At 69.6% G+C, this 19,511-nt stretch carries 13 protein-coding genes; 1 reads left to right on the top strand and 12 read right to left on the bottom strand.

The window, feature by feature from the left end; genetic code table 11:
• The 4 genes from PO605_RS01625 to PO605_RS01610 form a co-directional block, all read right to left on the bottom strand.
• A complete protein-coding gene (locus tag PO605_RS01625; RefSeq protein ID WP_272206009.1) occupies window positions 1–1,500 on the bottom strand; it encodes an efflux transporter outer membrane subunit in 1,500 nt (499 codons plus the stop codon).
• Window positions 1,501–1,523: 23 nt separating this feature from the next.
• Complete coding sequence (locus tag PO605_RS01620) at window positions 1,524–4,685, bottom strand: multidrug efflux RND transporter permease subunit (protein ID WP_016454684.1); 3,162 nt, start codon at window positions 4,683–4,685, stop codon at window positions 1,524–1,526.
• Between the two features lie 348 nt (window positions 4,686–5,033).
• Window positions 5,034–8,165 carry an MdtB/MuxB family multidrug efflux RND transporter permease subunit gene (locus tag PO605_RS01615; RefSeq protein ID WP_047471886.1) on the bottom strand — a complete coding sequence of 1,044 codons (3,132 nt, stop codon included), beginning with the start codon at window positions 8,163–8,165 and terminating at the stop codon, window positions 5,034–5,036.
• A gap of 45 nt (window positions 8,166–8,210) precedes the next feature.
• Window positions 8,211–9,818 (bottom strand): efflux RND transporter periplasmic adaptor subunit, encoded by a 1,608-nt coding sequence (locus tag PO605_RS01610; RefSeq protein WP_272205835.1) that lies wholly within the window; start codon window positions 9,816–9,818, stop codon window positions 8,211–8,213.
• A 422-nt stretch (window positions 9,819–10,240) separates the two neighbouring features.
• On the opposite strand from PO605_RS01610, the gene PO605_RS01605 reads away from it, so the two are divergent.
• Entirely contained in the window at window positions 10,241–10,630 is a 390-nt protein-coding gene (locus PO605_RS01605; RefSeq protein WP_047472453.1) for a nuclear transport factor 2 family protein, read from the top strand.
• Window positions 10,631–10,632: 2 nt separating this feature from the next.
• On the opposite strand, the gene PO605_RS01600 is transcribed toward PO605_RS01605, so the two are convergent.
• The 8 genes from PO605_RS01600 to PO605_RS01565 form a co-directional block, all read right to left on the bottom strand.
• Window positions 10,633–10,971: an AzlD domain-containing protein gene (locus PO605_RS01600; RefSeq protein WP_047472448.1), complete on the bottom strand. Its 339-nt coding sequence runs from the start codon at window positions 10,969–10,971 to the stop codon at window positions 10,633–10,635.
• 5 nt (window positions 10,972–10,976) lie between these two features.
• A complete protein-coding gene (locus tag PO605_RS01595) occupies window positions 10,977–11,669 on the bottom strand; it encodes an AzlC family ABC transporter permease (protein WP_047472449.1) in 693 nt (230 codons plus the stop codon).
• A gap of 170 nt (window positions 11,670–11,839) precedes the next feature.
• Window positions 11,840–12,910, bottom strand: a complete 1,071-nt coding sequence (locus PO605_RS01590) for an XdhC family protein (RefSeq protein WP_047472450.1) — start codon at window positions 12,908–12,910, stop codon at window positions 11,840–11,842.
• 270 nt (window positions 12,911–13,180) lie between these two features.
• Window positions 13,181–13,912 (bottom strand): CoxG family protein, encoded by a 732-nt coding sequence (locus PO605_RS01585; protein ID WP_047472451.1) that lies wholly within the window; start codon window positions 13,910–13,912, stop codon window positions 13,181–13,183.
• A gap of 38 nt (window positions 13,913–13,950) precedes the next feature.
• A complete protein-coding gene (locus PO605_RS01580; protein WP_272205829.1) occupies window positions 13,951–15,207 on the bottom strand; it encodes a vWA domain-containing protein in 1,257 nt (418 codons plus the stop codon).
• On the bottom strand, window positions 15,204–16,145 hold the full coding sequence (locus PO605_RS01575; protein WP_272205828.1) for an AAA family ATPase: 942 nt from the start codon (window positions 16,143–16,145) through the stop codon (window positions 15,204–15,206). The genes PO605_RS01580 and PO605_RS01575 overlap by 4 nt, the downstream gene beginning before the upstream one ends.
• 157 nt (window positions 16,146–16,302) lie before the next feature.
• Complete coding sequence (locus PO605_RS01570; RefSeq protein WP_272205827.1) at window positions 16,303–17,094, bottom strand: FAD binding domain-containing protein; 792 nt, start codon at window positions 17,092–17,094, stop codon at window positions 16,303–16,305.
• A 10-nt stretch (window positions 17,095–17,104) separates the two neighbouring features.
• Window positions 17,105–19,495, bottom strand: a complete 2,391-nt coding sequence (locus PO605_RS01565; protein ID WP_272205826.1) for a xanthine dehydrogenase family protein molybdopterin-binding subunit — start codon at window positions 19,493–19,495, stop codon at window positions 17,105–17,107.
• Window positions 19,496–19,511 lie beyond the last annotated feature (16 nt).

Below are 19,511 nucleotides of genomic sequence, written 5' to 3'. Positions count from 1 at the left end.
TCAGCGCGCGACAGCCTGCGGCCCCTGCACGGAGGCCGGCCCCAGCGGCTCCCAGCGCCCGGCCACGTTCTTGAGCAAGGTGTTGACGGCGGCAAGGCGCCGGTTGCGCACATCGATCAGGCTGCGCCGGGCCGACAGCACCGTGGTCTGGGCGCTGAGCACATTCAGATAGGCCACCGTGCCCGCGCGGTACTGGTTGTTGACGACATCCAGCGCCTTCTGCGCGGCGGCCACGGCCTCGATCTGCACCTGCTGCTCGCGCGCCAGGGCGGATGCGGTGACCAGGTTGTCCTCCACCTCCTGCAACGCCGTCAGCACGGTCTGGCGGTAGGTGGCGGCGGCCAGGTCCAGCGAGGCACGCGCCGACTCCACGGCCGCCGTGCGCGCGCCGCCGTCGAACAGCGCCAGCGCCAGCGACGGGCCCAGCGACCAGAACAGGTTGGGCGCACTCACCAGGTTGGACAGCGATGCACCCCGGTAGCCGGCCGTGGCCGACAGCGTGAGCGCCGGGAAGAAGGCCGCGCGCGCCACGCCCACCTGGGCGTTGGCGGCGGCCACGCGGCGCTCGGCCGCAGCAATGTCGGGGCGCTGCTCCAGCAGTTGGGACGAGAGCATGGCCGGCACCTCGGGCGGCGGCGGCAGCTCGGCGCCGGCCTCCAGGCTGAAGGCCGCAGGCGGCAGGCCCAGCAGCGCGGCCAGGGCGTGCTCCAGCTGGGCGCGGCTGGTCTGTGCCTCGATGAGCTGGGCCTGGGTGCTTTTGTACTGCGCCTCGGCCTGGGCCACGTCGGCCGACGAGGCCACGCCCGCGCGGTAGCGGTTGTTGGTGAGCTTGAGGCTTTGCTCGTAGCTCTGCAGCGTTTCCTGCAGCAGCCGCACGCTGGCATCGGCCGCGCGCAGCGAGAAATAGGTCTGCGTGATCGATGCCTGGGCCGACAGGCGCGCGGCGGCCAGGTCGTCGCTGCTGGCCTGGGCGCTGGCCTGGCTGGCGCTGACCGTGCCCGACACGCGGCCCCACAGGTCCAGTTCCCAGCTGGCGTTGAGGCCAAGCGAGTAGTTGGTCGAGATGTTGCCGCTACTGGCGGTGTTGCCGCCCGTGCCTGATGCACCCGATGCACCGGAGGCCCCGCCGCTGCGCGAGCGCGTGGCGCCGGCCGTGCTGCCCAGCGTGGGGAACAGCCCGGCCTGGCTGCTGGCCACGGCCGCCTGCGCGGCACGCAGGCGCGCGGCGGCCTGGGCAATGCTCTGGTTGCCGGTGGCGGCCTGCTGCTGCAGGCGGTTGAGCTGCTCGTCGCCGAACAGCTCCCACCAGTTGTCGGGCACTTGCGCACGCGACGGGTCCGCGGGCCGCCAGATGCCGGCCTCGGCCGCCTCGGGCGTGGCTTCCTTGAACTGGGCCGGCACCTCGAGTGCGGGGCGCTGGTAGGCGCTCTGCGTGGAGCAGCCGGCCAGCAGCGCGGCGGCCAGCCAGATCGCCGGGGTTTGGAGTGTCTTCAGCTGCATGGCCTTGGGCTTTCGGATTCGGTTCACTGGGGTGATGCGGCGGGCACAGGGGTGCCGCGGTCCTTGCCCTGCACGCGGCCACGCAGGCCCATGACACGCTGGCGCAGCCTGTCCAGCAGCACATAGACCACGGGCGTGGTGTAGAGCGTGAGCAGCTGGCTCAGCATCAGGCCGCCCACGATGGCAATGCCCAGCGGCTGGCGCAGCTCGGCGCCGTCGCCCCGGCCCAGGGCCAGCGGCAGTGCGCCGCAGATGGCCGCCAGGCTGGTCATGAGGATGGGGCGCAGCCGCAGCTCGCAGGCGCGGTAGATGGCCTGGGCGGCCGTGGCGTGGCCGCCGCGCTGCCGCTCCAGCGCGAAGTCGATCATCATGATGGCGTTCTTCTTGACGATGCCGATCAGCAATATCACCCCGATCAGCGCGATCAGCGAGAACTCCGTCTTGAACAGCATCAGCGCCATCAGCGCACCCACGCCGGCCGAGGGCAGCGTGGAAAGAATGGTCAGCGGGTGCACCAGGCTCTCATAGAGCACGCCCAGCACCAGGTAGATGGTGATGATGGCCGCCAGGATCAGCAGCGGCTGCCCCGACAGCGCCTGCTGGAAGGCCCCTGCCGTGCCGCTGAAGCTGCCGCGCACCGACACGGGCACGCCCAGCTCGGCCACGGCCGCGCGGATGGCGTCGCTGGCATCCGACAGCGCCACGCCTTCGGCCAGGCTGAAGCTGATGGTGCTGGCCGGCGTGCCCCGGTCGTGGTTCACGGACAGCGGCGTGTTGGTGGTGGTGATGCGTGCAAACGAGGTCAGCGGCACCTGCTCGCCCTGGTTGTTCACGAAGAAGAAGCCGCGCAGCGTCTCGGGGCTTTGCAGGTAGCGGGGCGCGGCCTCCATCACCACGCGGTACTGGTTGAGCGGGTTGTAGATCACGCCCACCTGGCGCTGGCCGAAGGCGTTGTTGAGCGTGCCGTCGATCTGCGCCACCGTCAGCCCCAGGCGCGTGGCCGCGTCGCGGTCGATCACCAGCGAGGTCTGCAGGCCGAAGTCGGAGACATCGCTGTTCACGTCCGTGAGCTGGGGCAGCTGCGACAGCACCTGGCGGATGCGCGGCTCCCAGGTGCGCAGGTCCTGGATGTCGTCGGCCTGCAGCGTGTAGTCGTACGAGCCCGAGCTTTGCCGCCCGCCGATGCGGATATCGCTTTGCGTGACCATGAACAGCCTCGCGCCGGGCTCGTTCTTGAGCTTGTCGCGCAGGCGGTTGATCACCTCGTCGGACGATACCTTGCGCTCGGCCAGCGGCTTGAGCGACATGAACATGTTGGCCGCATTGCGCTGGCCGCCGCCCGTGAAGCCCGTCACGTACTCCACGGCCGGGTCTTCCTGCACGATGGACAGGAAGCGCTTGAGCCGCTGCTCCATGGCCTGGTAGGAGGTGGACTGGTCGGCCCGGATGAAGCCCATCACGCGGCCCGTGTCCTGGCTGGGCATGAAGCCCTTGTCGATGGCCATGTACAGGTGCACGTTCAGCGCCACCACGCCGGCCAGCACCAGCAGCACCAGCGGCTGGTGGCGCAGGCACCAGGCCAGGCTTGCGCGGTAGCCGGACATGGCACGCCGCTCGGCACGGCCCACCCAGGCGCCGAAACGGTCCCAGGCGCGGCCCATTGGCCCGCGCGGACGCGCCTGTGCAGCAGGCCGCTGCGGCCGCAGCAGCGCCGCGCACATCATGGGCGTGGTGGTCAGCGACACCACCATCGAGATCAGAATGGCCGCCGACATCACCACCGCGAACTCGCGGAAGAACCGCCCCACGATGCCGCCCATGAACAGGATGGGCACGAACACCGCGATCAGCGACAGGCTCATGGACACCACGGTGAACCCGATCTCGCGCGCCCCGTCCAGCGCCGCGCGCAGCGCGGTCTTGCCGCGCTCCATGTGGCGCATCACGTTCTCCAGCACCACGATGGCATCGTCCACCACAAAGCCCGTGGCCACGGTCAGCGCCATCAGCGACAGGTTGTCCAGCGTATAGCCGGCCAGGTACATCACGCCGAACGTGCCCGCCAGCGACACCGGCACGGCCACGGCCGGAATCAGCGTGGCCCGGCCATTGCGCAGGAACAGGAACACCACCAGGATCACCAGCGCCACGGCGATCAACAGCGCCCGCTCCACCTCCACCACCGAGGCGCGCAGCGTGGGCGTGCGGTCGGACACGATGGTCAGATCGATCGCCTCGGGGATGGACGCCTTGAGCTGCGGCAGCAAAGAGCGCACGCGCGCCACGGCCTCCAGGATGTTGGCATCGGGCTGCTTGAAGATCTGCAGCAGGATGGCGGGCTTGCCGTTGGCCACGCCGTAGTTGCGCACGTCCTGCACCGAATCCGTGACATCGGCCACGTCCTGCAGCCGGATCGCATTGCCATTGCTCCAGCGCAGCACCAGCGGCGCATAGTCGGCCGCCACGCGCGCCTGGTCATTGGCGGTCACCTGCCAGTAATGGTCCTCGCGCTCCACCGCGCCCAGCGGCCGGTTGGCATTCGTGGCCGAAATGGCGGTGCGCACCTGGTCCAGCGACACGCCATTGGCCGCCAGCTTCACCGGGTCCAGCTCCACGCGCACGGCCGGCAGCGCCCCGCCGCTGATGGACGCCTGGCCCACGCCCTCCACCTGCGAGAGCTTCTGCGCCAGCACGGTGGACGCCGCGTCATACATCTGCCCGCGCGTCAGCGCGCTGGACGTCAGCGCCAGGATCATGATCGGCGCATCGGCCGGATTCACCTTGCGATACGTAGGATTGCCCGGCATGCCCGAAGGCAGCAGCGTGCGCGCCGCATTGATGGCGGCCTGCACATCGCGCGCCGCGCTGTCCACCGTGCGCGACAGATCGAACTGCAGCGTGATGCGTGTACTGCCCAGGCTGGAGCTGGACGTGATCTCATTGACCCCCGCAATCGCCCCCAGCGCCCGCTCCAGCGGCGTCGCCACCGTCGCCGCCATCGTGTCGGGGCTTGCACCCGGCAGGCTGGCCGACACCGAAATCGTCGGATAGTCCACCTGCGGCAGCGGCGCCACCGGCAGCAGGAAATACGACACCGCCCCCGCCAGCGCCAGGCCGATGGTCATCAGCATGGTGGCAATGGGCCGGAAGATGAACGGCGCCGAGAGATTGGACAGCTGGCTCATGATCCAGCCCCAAAAATCCCAGGCCGAGCGAAGCGATGGCCCATCCCCCCGCCTTCCCCCCTCTGCTCACGCCTGCGTTGGGCGCGGTGCGGGGTGGCAAGCCTGCCGAAGGACAGGCTTGCTTCGTCATCTGACTTGCCGCAGTTGTCTGAGCGGCGCGCGAAGCGCAAAGCGAGTTCTGCGGCACACCCCGCATCGTGCCCAACGCAGGTTGCCCGCAGCGAAGCGAAGGGTCGTGGGCAGTGGGGGCGCATTTCTTTGCCTACTTTCTTGCTGCGAGGCAAGAAAGTAGGTCGGCCGCCGGGCCGAACCCCGGCCAGCGGCGCCAGCCAAGACAAGAGCGCAAGCTCAGGCATGAACGCTCTCCCGAGAAGAACGATCCCGCCACCTCTGCGCCCACCCCTCAAACGTCAAATAAATCACAGGCGTAGTGAACAGAGTCAATAACTGGCTCACCAGCAAGCCCCCCACCAGCGTCACCCCCAACGGATGCCGCAACTCACTGCCCACCCCCGTCCCCAGCATCAACGGCAAGGCCCCCAGCAAAGCCGCCAAGGTCGTCATCAGGATAGGCCGGAACCGCAGCAGGCAGGCCTGGTAGATGGCCTCGCGCGGCGTATGTCCCTCCTCGCGCTGCGCCTCCAGCGCGAAGTCGATCATCATGATCGCGTTCTTCTTGACGATGCCGATCAGCAGCACGATGCCGATGATGGCGATGATGTCCAGGTCCAGCCCCGCCAGCAGCAGGGCCAGCAGCGCGCCCACGCCGGCCGAGGGCAGCGTGGACAGGATGGTCACCGGGTGGATGGTGCTCTCATAGAGCACGCCCAGCACGATGTACATGGTGATCACCGCCGCCAGCACCAGCAGCAGCGTGTTGGACAGCGAGGCCTGGAAGGCCAGGGCCGCGCCCTGGAAGGCAGCGTCCACCGACAGCGGCATATGGCCCTCCGTGCGCAGCTGGGCCATCAGGTCCTGCACGGCCTTGACGGCATGGCCCAGCGACACGCCGGGCGCGGTGTTGAACGAGATGGTGGCGGCGGGCAGCTGGCCCACATGGTTCACGGCCAGGGCCATGGGCCGCTCGCTGACCGTGGCCACCGAGGACAGCGGCACGGGCGCGCCCGCGCTGGAGGCCACGTAGATGGACTGCAGCGCCTCGGGCCCGACCTTGAACTGCGGCGCCACCTCCAGCACCACGCGGTACTGGTTGGACTGCGTGAAGATGGTGGAGATCAGCCGCTGGCCGAAGGCGTTGTACAGCGCCGTGTCGATGGCCGAGACCGTCACGCCCAGCCGGCTGGCCTGGGCCCGGTCGATCTGCACGAAGGCCTGCAGGCCCTGGTCCTGCAGGTCGCTGCCCACGTCCACCAGCTCGGGCAGGTCGTGCATGCGCTCGACCAGGGCCTGGGTGCTCTTGGCCAGCTGCGCCATGTCGGGCGAGGACATCAGAAGCTGGTACTGGGTGCGCGCCACGCGGTCCTCGATGGTCAGATCCTGCACGGGCTGGGCGTACAGGCGTATGCCCGGGATCTGCAGCGCATCGTCGGACAGGCGGCGCAGCACGGCGGGCACGCCATCGCGCTGGCCATGGGGCTTGAGGTCGATCAGCAGCCGGCCCGTGTTCAGCGTGGTGTTGCTGCCATCGACGCCGATGAAGGACGAGATGCTCTGCACGGCCGGGTCCTTGAGCAGCAGCTCGGCCAGGGCCTGCTGGCGCTCGGCCATGGCGGCAAACGAGATGGACTGGTCGGCCTCGGTCGTGGCCTGGATGGTGCCCGTGTCCTGGTCCGGGAAGAAGCCCTTGGGCACGGCAAAGTACAGCAGCACGGTCACGGCCAGCGTGGCCAGGAAGACGATCCAGGTCAGGCCCCGGCGGTCCAGCACCCAGGTGAGGATGCGGCCGTAGCCGGCAATGGTGCGGTCGAAGAAACGGCCCGTGGCGTGGTACAGGCGGCCATGCTTTTCCTCCTCGGCCCCTTCGGGCTGGTGGCGCAGCAGCCGCGCGCACAGCATGGGCGTGAGCGTCAGCGAGACCACGGCCGAGATCAGGATGGCCACCGCCATGGTGATGGCGAACTCGTGGAACAGCCGCCCCACCACGTCGCCCATGAACAGCAGCGGGATCAGCACGGCGATCAGCGAAATCGTCAGCGAGATGATGGTGAAGCCGATCTGCCTGGCGCCCTTGAGCGCGGCCTGCATGGGCGGCTCGCCCTTTTCCACGAAGCGCGCGATGTTCTCGATCATCACGATGGCATCGTCCACCACGAAGCCGGTGGAGATCGTCAGCGCCATCAGCGTGAGGTTGTTGATGGAAAAACCGGCCAGGTACATCACGCCGAAGGTGCCGATCAGCGACAGCGGCACGGCAAAGCTCGGTATCAGCGTGGCCGAGGCGCTGCGCAGGAAGACGAAGATCACCGCCACCACCAGGGCGATGGCCAGCATCAGCTCCAGCTGCATGTCGTTGACCGAGGCGCGGATGGTCACCGTGCGGTCGGTCAGCACCTGCACGTCCAGCGAGGCCGGCAGGGTCTCCTTGAGCTGGGGCAGCAGCGCCTTGATGCGGTCCACCGTCTCGATCACGTTGGCGCCGGGCTGGCGCCGGATGTTGAGGATCACGCCCGCGCGCGAGCCACCCTCGGGCGTGCCGGCCCAGGCGGCCAGGCGCGTGTTCTCGGCATCGTCCACGGTCTGGGCGATGTCGGACAGGCGCACGGGCAGGCCGTTCTTGAAGGCGATGATGAGGTTGCGGTACTCGGCCGCCGACTGCAGCTGGTCGTTGGCATCGATGGTGGAGGCGCGCGCCGGCCCGTCGAAGCCGCCCTTGGCCTGCTTGACGTTGGCGGCGGCGATGGCGGTGCGCACATCGTCCAGCGTCATGCCCAGGCCGGCCAGCGCCGTCGGGTTGGCCTGGATGCGCACGGCAGGCCGGCGCCCGCCGGCAATCGCCACCAGTCCCACGCCGTTGACCTGCGAGAGCTTGGGCGCCAGGCGGTTCTCCACCAGGTCATTGACGCGGATCACCGGCAGCGAGGGCGAGGTGATGGCCAGTGTGAGGATGGGAGCATCCGCCGGATTGACCTTGCTGTACAGCGGGGGCATGGGCAGGTCGCTGGGCAGCAGGTTGGCACCCGCGTTGATGGCGGCCTGCACCTGCTGCTCGGCCACGTCCATGGCCATGTCCAGCGCAAAGCGCAGCGTGATCACCGAGGCGCCGCCCGAACTGGTGGACGACATCTGCGACAACCCCGGCATCTGGCCGAGCTGGCGCTCCAGCGGCGCGGTGACGTTGGAGGTCATCACGTCGGGGCTGGCGCCCGGGTACAGCGTGGTGACCTGGATGGTGGGGTAGTCCACCTCGGGCAGGGCCGAAATCGGCAGCAGCCGGTAGGCCAGCAGGCCGGCGATCAGCACCGCCACCATCAGCAGCGAGGTGGCGACGGGTCGCAGGATGAAGATGCGGGAAAGATTCATGGGGCCGCCTGGAAGGGCTTGCGGTCTTCAGGTGCCGGGCGCTGCTCAGCGCCCGGCAGGAGCGGGAGCCGCTGGAGCCGCCGGAGCGGCAGACGCCGGGCCGGGCGATGGCTGGGGCGAGCCCGGTGACGGCGCAGGTGCCTGGGATGCAGGCGCGGAACCTTCGGCGGTCGGTGAGCCGCTGCCGGCGCCATTGCTGCCGCCACTGTTGCCACCGCCATTGCCGCCATTGCGCTGCCCACCGCGCTCGGCGCGCAGCTTCTGCAGGTAGGCCTTGCGCTCGTCGGGGTTCATGGTCGCCAGCTTGGCGCGCACATCGGGCGGCAGATTGCGCATGCCGCGCGGCTGGCTGGAGGCGTCCTGCACGGCCTGGTCCACCTTCTGCACCTTGTCGGGCTCGATCACCGTGACCTTGGCGCCTTCGCGCAGGCGGTCAATGCCATCGACCACCACCTGCTCGCCAGGCTTGAGTTCGCCCTTGACGCTGACGCGGTCGCCATCGGTCACGCCCACGGCGATGCGCCGCTGCGTCACCGTGCCATCCTCCTGGACCAGATAGACGTAGTTGTTCTGCACGGCCGTGGTCGGCACGGTCAGCGCCTGCTCCAGCCGGTCCACTTCCAGCCTGACGTTGACGAACTGGTTGGCGAACAGCCGGCCCTCGGCATTGTCGAAGGCGGCCTTGGCCTTGATGGTGCCGGTGGCGATGTCGATGCTGTTGTCCACCGCATTCAGGCGGCCGCGCCCCAATTGCTGCTTCAGGTCCCGGTCCCACAGCTCCACGGGCAGCTCGCGGCCCTCGGCCAGGCGCCGCGCCAGCGTGCCCACATGCGCCTCGGGCACGGAGAACACCGCATCGATGGGCTTGACCTGCGTGATGGTGACGATGCCGTTGGCATCCGAAGGGTTGACCACATTGCCCCGGTCGGCCTGGCGCAGGCCCAGCCGGCCCGCAATGGGCGCCGTGATGCGCGTGTAGCTCAGTTGCAGCCTGGCCGCATCGGCCTGGGCCTGGTCGGCGGCCACCGTGCCCTGGTACTGGCGCACCAGCGCAGCCTGGGTATCGACCTGCTGCCCGGCAATGGAATCCTGGGCCTGCAGCTCCTTGTAGCGCTGCAGGTCCAGCTGGGCGTTCTTGAGCAGCGCCTGGTCGCGCTGCAGCGTGCCCTGGATCTGGTTGAAGCTGGCCTGGAAGCTGCGCGGATCGATCTCGGCCAGCAGCTGGCCGGCCTTGACCTCGTCGCCTTCCTTGAAATGCAGGCGCAGCAACTCGCCCGACACCTTGGCGCGCACCACGGCCGTGGCGCGCGGGTTCATGGTGCCGATGGCGCTGATCAGCACGCGCATGTCGCGCCGCTCCACCACGCCCACGGACACCGGCTGCGCCTGGGCACCCATGGCGCCGGGGCCGCCAGGCCCACCCGGCCCGCCGGGGCCGCGCCGGCCGCCTCCCGCACGCCCGCCACCCGGGCCGGGCGCACCGGCCGAGGCCTGCTCGCCCTGCGCCGGCGCACGCTTGTTCCACCACCACAGCCCGCCCCCCGCCACCAGGGCCAATGCCACCACGCCCCACATCAGGGCAGGCCGTATCCGGCCACGCTGGCGTGCGCCGTGGGCATCTGCAACAAGGGGGCTGCTGGACAGGCGTTTCATGGTCACTGCGGGAAATCGTGGGAGGAAGCCGTGGGCCCGGCCCCGGAACAGGGCACGGCGGCGGATGCGGCTATGGTAGCCAGTCCCATGCTCTCCAAAACGAGGCAGATCGCCGTTTTACGCAGGCATTACCCCCGCTTTACCCCGGCTTTACCCGCCCTGGCCAGAGCGTTTTCGGAAACAGGTCGGCCACCCGTCGGCAGGGCCTCAGACAGGGCACGGCGCTCACAACACTGTTGACCCAGGCACGGCCAATGCAGGGCGCATCAGCCCGAAAGTCCATTGAAAACAAGGCATTGCACTCCAACCCGGCGCAGGTCGCGCCTGGCACCCCGTTGGACTGCACCCCGCGCTTGTGGCTACCATGCGCGGCCGCCGGCCTGCAGGCGCAGGCCGCCATCCATCCGTCCCAGGAGAACACCATGACGACTGCCAACCCACGCCTGACCGACCACCCCGAAGAAGCCGCCGTGCGCGTGCCGCTGGAGCTGTACATGCGCGGCCATGCCGAGGACAACAGCGCCCACATGCGCGCCGCCTTCTTGCCCACCGCCCGCATCGAAAGCGTGCGCGAAGGCCCGCTGACCTCCTGGGACATCGACACCTACTGCGCGCGCTTCAAGGGCCAGCCCGCCGCCGACGAGGCCACGCGCCGCCGCAGCATCGACGCCATCGACATCGGCGGTACGGCGGCCAGCGCCAAGATCACCCTGGTGCACGGCGCCATCACCTTCATCGACTACTTCGTGCTGCTCAAGACGGAAGCGGGCTGGAAGATTGCCAACAAGGCCTTCCATGCCCAGCCGCACTGACATCACCAGGGCTTGAAATGGGCCAGCAGGCCGTAGGTCAGCGCACCAGCCAAGGTCGGCATGGCAATGCCTCCCTGCACCAGGCGTGCGAGGCAGATGGCCAGCAAAGCCACGGCGATCACGGCCACCCGCCCCCAGCGGACATCGCTGACCAACAGCCCCCAGGTTGACACCACGAACAGGGCAGCGATGGCGGCGGGCCCGACACCCGCCAGCCACCTCTGCACCTGCGGGGACGCCCGTGAAGAGTGCCCTCTGCGGCGTGCCTGCCACAACGGCAACCAGCGCAGGCCAAAGGTGCCGGCACCGCACAATAGCAAGATCCAGAATGTGTACGACATGGTGATCAGCCCTTATCGGCCGTGGCCGCATGCGCCAGCGCACCGCACAGGATCGCCAGCGCCAGTGCGTGGTAGCCCGGAATGAACCAAACCAGCACCGCAGCGACCACGGCGGCCGTGAGCACCGCACGCCACCAGCGCAGCACCCCCGCCTCCAGCAGCAGCGCAAAGAACAATGCCGGCAGAACAAAGGCCAGCCCCTCGCGGACGGCTGCCGGCCACCGATCCACCTCGCCCACCAGCGTCACCCCCATCACCGTGCCGCCCACCCAGGCCGCGTAGGCGCCAAGTTGCAGGCCCAGAAGCCAGTGCTCGCGCTCGGCCTCTGGCACGCCCTGCATCTTGCTCATGGCGGTGGCAAACACCTCGTCGGTCAGGCCAAAGGCCAACCAGGGCGTGGCCAGGCGCTGCCGCGGCCCCAGCACCACCTGCAGGGCCGGGCCATACAGCACATGCCGCGCATTCATCAACAGCACCGTGGGCAAAGCGGTCCACAGCCCGGCTCCCGAAGCCAGCAACGAAATCAGCAGGAACTGGCTGGCTCCGGCATAGACCAGCACGGAAGCCAGCACCGCAATGGATGGAGCAAGACCCGCCTGAACGGCCGCCACGCCAAAGGAAAAAGCAATCGGCAGATAGCCTGTTGCCACGGAGAGGCTGGCGGCCAGGCCGGCAGCCAGCGGACGAGCGCCGCTCACGCCGCGCCTCCGAACCATTTCGCCACAGGATTGCCGACAATCGTGCCGGGCAAGCCGGCCTCATTCCCAGCCAAACACATGATCGCCTCCCTCTATGAAAGAAGATCGATCAATATAGCGCCTCAACTCCCGTCACTGCAGCCCCATGCCACCCGCCTGCGGCGCCCCGTCTAACCCACCCCGCACACCAGGGGCGTGATGCCCTCGGGCCCGTCATCCTCCAGCGGCTGCGGGGGCTGGGCTGCGGCGAGCTTGCCTTCTTCCACGGTCATGCCGCGCGGCAGGGCCACGCCGTTCTTGGCGGCCAGGACCTCGGCCATGATGCTGACGGCGATTTCGGGAGGCGTCTTGCTGCCTATGTACAGGCCGATGGGGCCACGCAGGCGCGCCAGTTGCGCGTCGCCCAGGCCGAAGTGCTCGCTCAGGCGCTGCAGGCGCAGCGCGGTGTTGCGGCGCGAGCCGATGGCGCCGACGTAGAAGGCCGGGGATTCCAGGGCTTCCATGAGGGCCAGGTCGTCGAGCTTGGGGTCGTGCGTGAGGCCGATGATGCAGGTGCGCGCATCGGCGCGCATGGTGCGCACAAGGTCGTCGGGCATCTCGCGCGACAGCTGCACGCCGGCCACGCTCCAGTGGCGGCTGTATTCCTCGCGCGGGTCGCAGACGGTGACCGCAAAGCCGTTGAACAGCGCCATGGTGGCCAGGTATTCGGACAGCTGGCCTGCGCCGATGAGCAGCATGCGGTACTCGGGGCCGAAGCTGTTGGCGACCTGCTGCCCGTCATGCACCAGCGGCTCGGGCGCATCGCTGACCTGCTGGGCGACCTGGCCGGTGGCCTTGTCCACGGTGCGCCGCACCATGCGGCCTTCGTCCAGCCATTGGACGAGTTGCTGCAGCGCAGCAGCGTCGGGATTGAATTCGAGCAGCAGCTCCAGCGTGCCGCCGCAGGGCAGGCCGAAGCGGTGGGCCTCCTCGGCGCTGACGCCGTAGCGCAGCAGCCGGGGCGCGCCGTCGCGCAGGGCGTCGGCGTCCGAGGCGTGGCTGTAGCGGGCGATCAGGTCGTCCTCGATGCAGCCGCCGGACACGGAGCCGACCACGGCGCCCGAGGCCCCGAGCGCCATGATGGAGCCGATGGGCCGGGGCGACGAGCCCCAGGTACGCACCACCGTGGCCAGCAGCGCGCGCTCGCCCTGAGCGCGCCATTGCGCGAGGTGGCGCAGAACATGAACATCCAGGTTTTCCATTGCAAATCTCCACGCCGGCACCTGGCTTGCCTGTGCAGCTGGGCGCCTGGCGTTTTTCGGCGGCTATTGTCTCTCTGCATCAAGAAGGGTGCAGCAGCATGTAAAAAGGGCTTGGTAGCGCAGGGCGAAGCATAGAAGCCACAACAAATCTGAGGCCAGAGACGCCGAGCAAGAGCCGCCTCGCGGCGGGGGCGCCCAGCCGAGGGCGTCGTCCCCCTCCCGCGAAGCGAGAGAGAGGGGGAAGCGGCGCAGCCGCTCAGGGGGAGCGCCCTAGTACCGCGAAAGCAGCCAGCCGGCGCCCAGGACGACGACGATGGCCAGCCCCCAGCACCACAGCGGGATGGCGCGGCGCGAGCGTTCCTCGGCCTCGGTGGCCGGTGCGGCATCCAGCGGCGTGGCCACGCCGGCTGCGGCGTCGTGCTCCCAGGCCTGGGCGTCCACGGTGGGCTCGATGTGGCCGGTTTCATCGGCCAGGCCGGCAGGCAGGTGGGACAGGTCGGCGGTGTCGCCTGCATCGGCAGGCGCTGCGGGCGCGCGCGGGTGGCGCTGCTGCATCAGCGTGTCGAAGCGCGCGAAGAAGTCGTCGGCCATGTTGCGGGCGGCGCCGTCGATCAGCCGCTGGCCCAGCTGGGCGATCTTGCCGCCGACCTGGGCCTGCACGCTGTAGCTGAGCAGGCAGCGCGGCTGGCCTGCGGCGTCGTCGGTCTCGGGGGTGAGGGTGACGTCGGCCTCGCCCTTGCCGAAGCCGGCCACGCCGCCCTGGCCTTCAAAGGCGATGCGGTAGCGCTCGGGCGGCGTGATGTCGGACAGCGTGACCTTGCCGCTGAACTTGGCCGATACCGGCCCCACCTTGACCGCCATGCCCACGGCGTACTGGTCATCGCCCTGGGGTTCGAAGCGGTCGCAGCCGGCCAGGCAGGCCTTGAGCGTTTCGGGATCGTTGAGCGCCTCCCAGGCCTGCTGCTGGCTGACGGCGAGGGAACGGCTGGCTTGCATTTCCATGGCAATTCCTTTCTGCGATGGGGGTGGCCGCAAGCGGCTCAGCGGCCTGGCGCCGCCAGCAGCCGCGCCAGGTGAACGGCCAGTTGCTGCAGCGATTCCAGGTTGTGTACCGCAAGCATGGCATGGGCATGACGATGCAGCACGGCCGCCCCCTGGGCCAGTGGGGCATACCCGTCAAAGCGCAGCAGCGGGTTGAGCCACAGCAGCCGCGCGCTGTGGCGGCGCAGCCAGGCCAGTTCGCGGTCCAGCTCGGCGGCATCGCCGGTGTCCAGGCCGTCGCTGATGATGAGCACCAGGGTGCGCCGGCCCACCAGGCCTGAAACCTGGTGGCGCGCATGCAGGCGGCGCAGTTCGCCCAGGCTGCTGCCCAGGCGCGTGCCGCCGCCAAAGTCGGCAATGGCGGCGTTGGCGCGCTCGAGCATGGCGTCTGTATCGGCCTGGGCAAAGGCCGGGCCCAGGTCGCGCAGCTCGGTGCCGAAGCTGAAGACCTGGCGGCGCAGGCCCGCATGGCGCTGCGTGCCGGTGGCCGCGTGCAGGAAGGCCAGCAGCAGCCGCGCATAGCGCTCCATGGAGCCCGAGACATCGACCAGGGCCAGCCAGGGCAGCGGCAGGCGCCGCCGTTCGCGCCGCAGCAGCTGCAGCATTTCGCCGCCGTGGTGCGATGCCGCGCGCAGGCTGGCAGCCCAGTCGGGCACCGCGCCGCGCTGGCCGGTGCGCGTGCGGCGGCTGCGGTAGCGGGGCAAGGGAAGGGCAATGTCCCTGGCCAGGCGCTGCACCAGCAGGTATTCGCTGGCGCTGAGCTGGTTGAAGTCGGCATGGCGCAGGCGGTAGCGCTCGCTGGCCGTCATGGCGGCGTCCAGCTTCAGCTCTTCATCGACGGCGGCCCTGCCCTCGCCGGCCTGGCGGGGCGACAGGGCTTCCTGCACGCGCGGGCGGTGGCGCGGCGCGGACGGCCGGGGCGCCTGCGGCAGCAACTGGGCCAGCAGTTGCCTGGCCACGTCGGGATTGCGGAAGTAGGCGTCGAACAGTTCGCGGAACACGGCGCGGTCCTGGGCGTTGCTCACAAATACGGCCTCCAGCGCTGCGGCCATGTCCTCGCGCGCCAGGCCGACCAGGGACAGGGCCTGCTGGGCCAGCGCCATGCGCCCGCCATCCACGGGCACGCCCGCACGGCGCAGCGCACGCGCAAAGCCGACCAAGTTGCCGGCGAGCTTGCCGCTGCGCGCATCGCCCAGCCAGCTGGTGCGCTCGCCCCCATCGGCGGCACCGGCCGCACCGGCTGCCCCAGCCGTCACGGCGCGGGCTCCGGCGCCAGCAGTTGCTGCAGCCGCTCGGGTGTGAGCGCGGCCACGTCCTCGCGCTGCTTGAAGAGGATGCCGGCCGTGTCGTGCACGACTTCGGGATCGACCCCCAGGGTGTCCAGCGCCACCAGGGCCTTGGCCCATTCCACGCTTTCGGCAATGCCGGGCACGCGCTGGAAGGCGTCGGCAAAGGGCTGGCTGCGCAGCCGTCCCACGAAGCTCGCCACCTGGGCGGTCAGGGCCTGCCCGGCCCCGGGCACCAGGGCGCGCACGATGGCCAGCTCGCGCTCGCGCCCGGGATAGTCCAGCCAGTGGTAGAGGCAGCGGCGCTTGACGGCGTCGTGCAGGTCGCGCGTGCGGTTGCTGGTGAGCACGGTCACGGGCGGCACGCGTGCCGCCACCGTGCCCAGCTCGGGAATGCTGACCTGGTACTCGCCCAGGTACTCCAGCAGGAAGGCCTCGAAGGGCTCGTCGGCACGATCGATCTCGTCGATCAGCAGCACGGCGCCGGGCTCGGGCTGCTGCAGGGCCTGCAGCAGCGGGCGGCTTACCAGGTAGCGCTCCTGGTAGACCTCCTGCTCGGCGCGCTGCAGTCGGTCCTGCTGCGGTGCGGCCGCGGGCTGCGCCGAGGCCAGCTCGGCCGCGCGCAGGTGCAGCAGCTGGGCCGCGTAGTTCCATTCATACAGCGCCTCGCGCTGCTCCATGCCGTCATAGCACTGCAGCCGGATCAGGCGGCGCTCCAGCACGCGCGCCAGCGCCTGGGCCAGCGCGGTCTTGCCCACGCCGGGCTCGCCTTCCAGCAGCAGCGGCCGCTGCAGCCGCAGGGCCAGGAAGACGGCCGTGGCCAGGCGCCGGTCGGCGAAATAGCCTTCGGCCTGCAGCGCGGCGACCAGGGCGTCTATGGAGGCAATGGCTTGCTCGGGAACCTTCATTCAGTCCTTATCCAATCGTCATGAAACTGCGCTTCGTCTGCGCTGCGCAAAACTGGCGCAATCCAACTCAGGGACACCGAGGAAGGGCCGCCCCGCACCGAGGGTGTCGTCCCCCTTCAAGGGGGAAGGCGCGAAGCGACTCAGGGGGTCACCATAGTCACCCCAGCATCTGCGATACCGCACGCTGCGTCTGCACGCTGATCAACTGCGCCCGGTAGCGCGCGCTGGCATGCAGGTCGCTGTTGAGGTCGGCATGGTCGATCAGCACCTGGGCGGCCGCGTCGGGCGTGAAGCTCTGGTTGAGCGCGGCCTCCAGCCCCGCATGGCGGAACACGCTGAGCCCGGCGCCCGTGATGGCCACGCGCACGCCGCTGTCGGTCTGGGCGACGAAGACGCCCACCAGGGCGAAGCGCGAGGCGGGCTGCTTGAACTTGAGGTAGGCGGCCTTCTTCGGCACGGGAAAGCGCACGGCCATGATCAGCTCGCCGCTGCCCAGCGCCGTGGTGTACATGCCCTGGAAGAAGTCGTCGGCCGCGATCTCGCGCCGGTCGGTGACGACGGTGGCACCCAGGCCCAGCACGGCGCTGGGGTAGCAGGCAGCGGGGTCGTTGTTGGCCAGCGAGCCGCCGATGGTGCCGCGCGCACGCACCTGGCGGTCGCCGATGCCGCCGGCCAGCTCGGCCAGGGCCGGGATGGCGGCCTGGACCTGCGGGTTGGCGGCCACGTCGGCATGGCGCGTCATGGCGCGGATTTCCACGGTCTGGCCGTTGACGGCGATGCCGGCCAGGCCCTGGACGCGGTTCAGGTCCACGATCTGTTCGGGCCGCGCCAGGCGCAGGCGCATCGATGGCAGCAGGCTTTGGCCTCCGGCCAGGTACTGGCCGCCCTGGGCGGCCAGGGCAGCGGCGTCGGCCGTGTTGCCAGGGGCTTCATAGGTGAATGCGTACATGGCGCTCTCCTCAGGAGGTGGCTGCGGCGTCGATGGCCGACCAGACACGGTGCGGGCTGGCCGGCATGTCCAGGTCCCTGACACCCAGGGGATGCAGTGCGTCGAGCACGGCATTGATGACGGCGGGCGGCGAGCCTATGGCCCCCGCCTCGCCGCAGCCCTTGGTGCCCAGCGGGTTGTGCGTGCAGGGCGTGCAGACGGTGCCGAGCTTGAATTCGGGGAAATCGTCGGCGCGCGGCATGGCGTAGTCCATGAAGCTGCCGGTGAGCAGTTGGCCGGTCTCGCGGTCGTAGACGCAGTTTTCCAGCAGCGCCTGGCCTATGCCCTGGGCCACGCCGCCGTGCACCTGGCCCTCGACGATCATGGGATTGATGATGGTGCCGAAGTCGTCCACGGCGCTGAAGCGGTCCACGCGCACCACGCCCGTGGCCGGGTCCACCTCGACCTCGCAGATGTAGGTGCCTGCGGGAAAGGTGAAGTTGGTGGGGTCGTAGAAGGCGGTTTCATTGAGGCCGGGCTCCAGCTTGTCCAGCGGGTAGTTGTGCGGCACATAGGCGGTGAGCGCGATCTGGGCGAAGGGGATTTTCTTGTCCGTGCCGCGCACCGTGAACTCGCCGCCCGCGAAGTCGATGTCGGCGTCGCTGGCCTCCATCAGGTGGGCCGCGATCTTCTTGGCCTTGGCCTCGATCTTGTCCAGCGCCTTCATGATGGCCGCGCCGCCCACGCTGATGGAGCGCGAGCCATAGGTGCCCATGCCGAACGGCACACGGCCCGTGTCGCCGTGGACGATGTCCACGTTCTCCACGGGTATCCCCAGGCGCGCGGCCACCACCTGGGCGAAGGTGGTCTCGTGCCCCTGGCCATGGCTGTGCGAGCCCGTGAACACGGTGACGCTGCCCGTGGGGTGCACGCGCACCTCGCCGCATTCGAACAGGCCGGCCCGCGCGCCCAGGGCGCCCGCGATGTTGCTGGGCGCCAGGCCGCAGGCCTCGATGTAGCTGCTGTAGCCCAGGCCGCGCCTGAGGCCCCGCGCCTCGCTGTCGGCACGGCGCGCGGCAAAGCCGGCCACGTCGGCCAGGGCCTCGGCCTTGTCCATGCAGGCGCCGTAGTCGCCCACGTCGTACTGCAGGGCCACGGGCGTCTGGTAGGGGAAGCTGGTGACGAAGTTGCGCCGCCGTATCTCGGCCTGGGACAGGTTCAGCTGCCAGGCGCAGCGGCTGACCAGGCGCTCCAGCAGGTAGGTGGCCTCGGGCCGGCCCGCGCCCCGGTAGGCATCGACGGGCGCGGTGTGGGTGAACCAGGCATCGACTTCCACATAGACCTGGGGCGTGGCGTACTGGCCGGCCAGCAAGGTGGCATAGAGGATGGTGGGCACGGCGCTGGCGAAGGTGCTCAGGTAGGCGCCCAGGTTGGCATCCGTGTGCACGCGCATGGCCAGGAACTTGCCGCTGGCGTCCATGGCCATCTCGGCATGGCTGACGTGGTCGCGGCCATGCGCGTCGGTGAGGAAGGACTCGCTGCGGTCGGCCGTCCACTTGATGCAGCGATTGAGCTTTCGCGCACCCCAGGTCAGGCAGACATCCTCGGCATACAGGAAGATCTTGGAGCCGAAGCCGCCGCCCACGTCGGGCGCGATCACGCGCACCTTGTGCTCGGGCAGGCCCATGACGAAGGCCGTCATCAGCAGCCGCTCGACGTGCGGGTTCTGGTTGGCCACGTACAGCGTGTACTCGTCATTGGCGCGGCTGTAGCTGCCGATGGCCGCGCGCGGCTCCATGGCGTTGGGAACCAGGCGGTTGTTGACCAGGTCCAGCTGGGCGATGTGGGCGGCACCGGCGAACACGGCATCCACGGCGGCCTTGTCGCCGATGGCCCATTTGTAGCAGTGGTTGTCGGGGGCGATGTCGTGCACCACCGCGCCGGGCACGCTGCCGGCCGCCGCGTCGGCCACCAGCACCACGGCGGGCAGCGGGTCGTAGTCCACCTCCACCAGCTCGGCCGCGTCGCGCGCCTGCTCCAGCGTCTCGGCCACGACCATGGCGACCTGGTCGCCCACGTAGCGCACGGTGTCCAGCGCCAGGATGGGATGCGGCGGCTCCTTCATGGGCTCGCCGTTGGTGCTGGTGATCAGCCAGCCGCAGGGCAGGCCGTTGATCTTGTCGGCCGCCACGTCGGCGCCCGTGAGCACGCCGATGACGCCGGGCGCGGCCTTGGCCGCGTCGGTGGACACGGAGCGCACACGCGCATGCGCGTGCGGCGAGCGCACGAACACCGCATGGGCCTGGGCGGCCAGCGCGATGTCGTCGGTGTACTGGCCCGCGCCCGTGAGGAAGCGGTAGTCCTCCTTGCGCTTGACGGGCTCGCCGATGTGGGGGAGCTTGGAAAAGTCGGATGCACCCATGGCTGTCTCCTTGTGG

Source organism: Delftia sp. DT-2 (genome assembly GCF_028401915.1).
In the GTDB taxonomy this organism is placed as follows: Bacteria; Pseudomonadota; Gammaproteobacteria; order Burkholderiales; family Burkholderiaceae_C; genus Comamonas; species Comamonas tsuruhatensis.
This window is presented reverse-complemented; position numbering and strand designations above follow the sequence as displayed.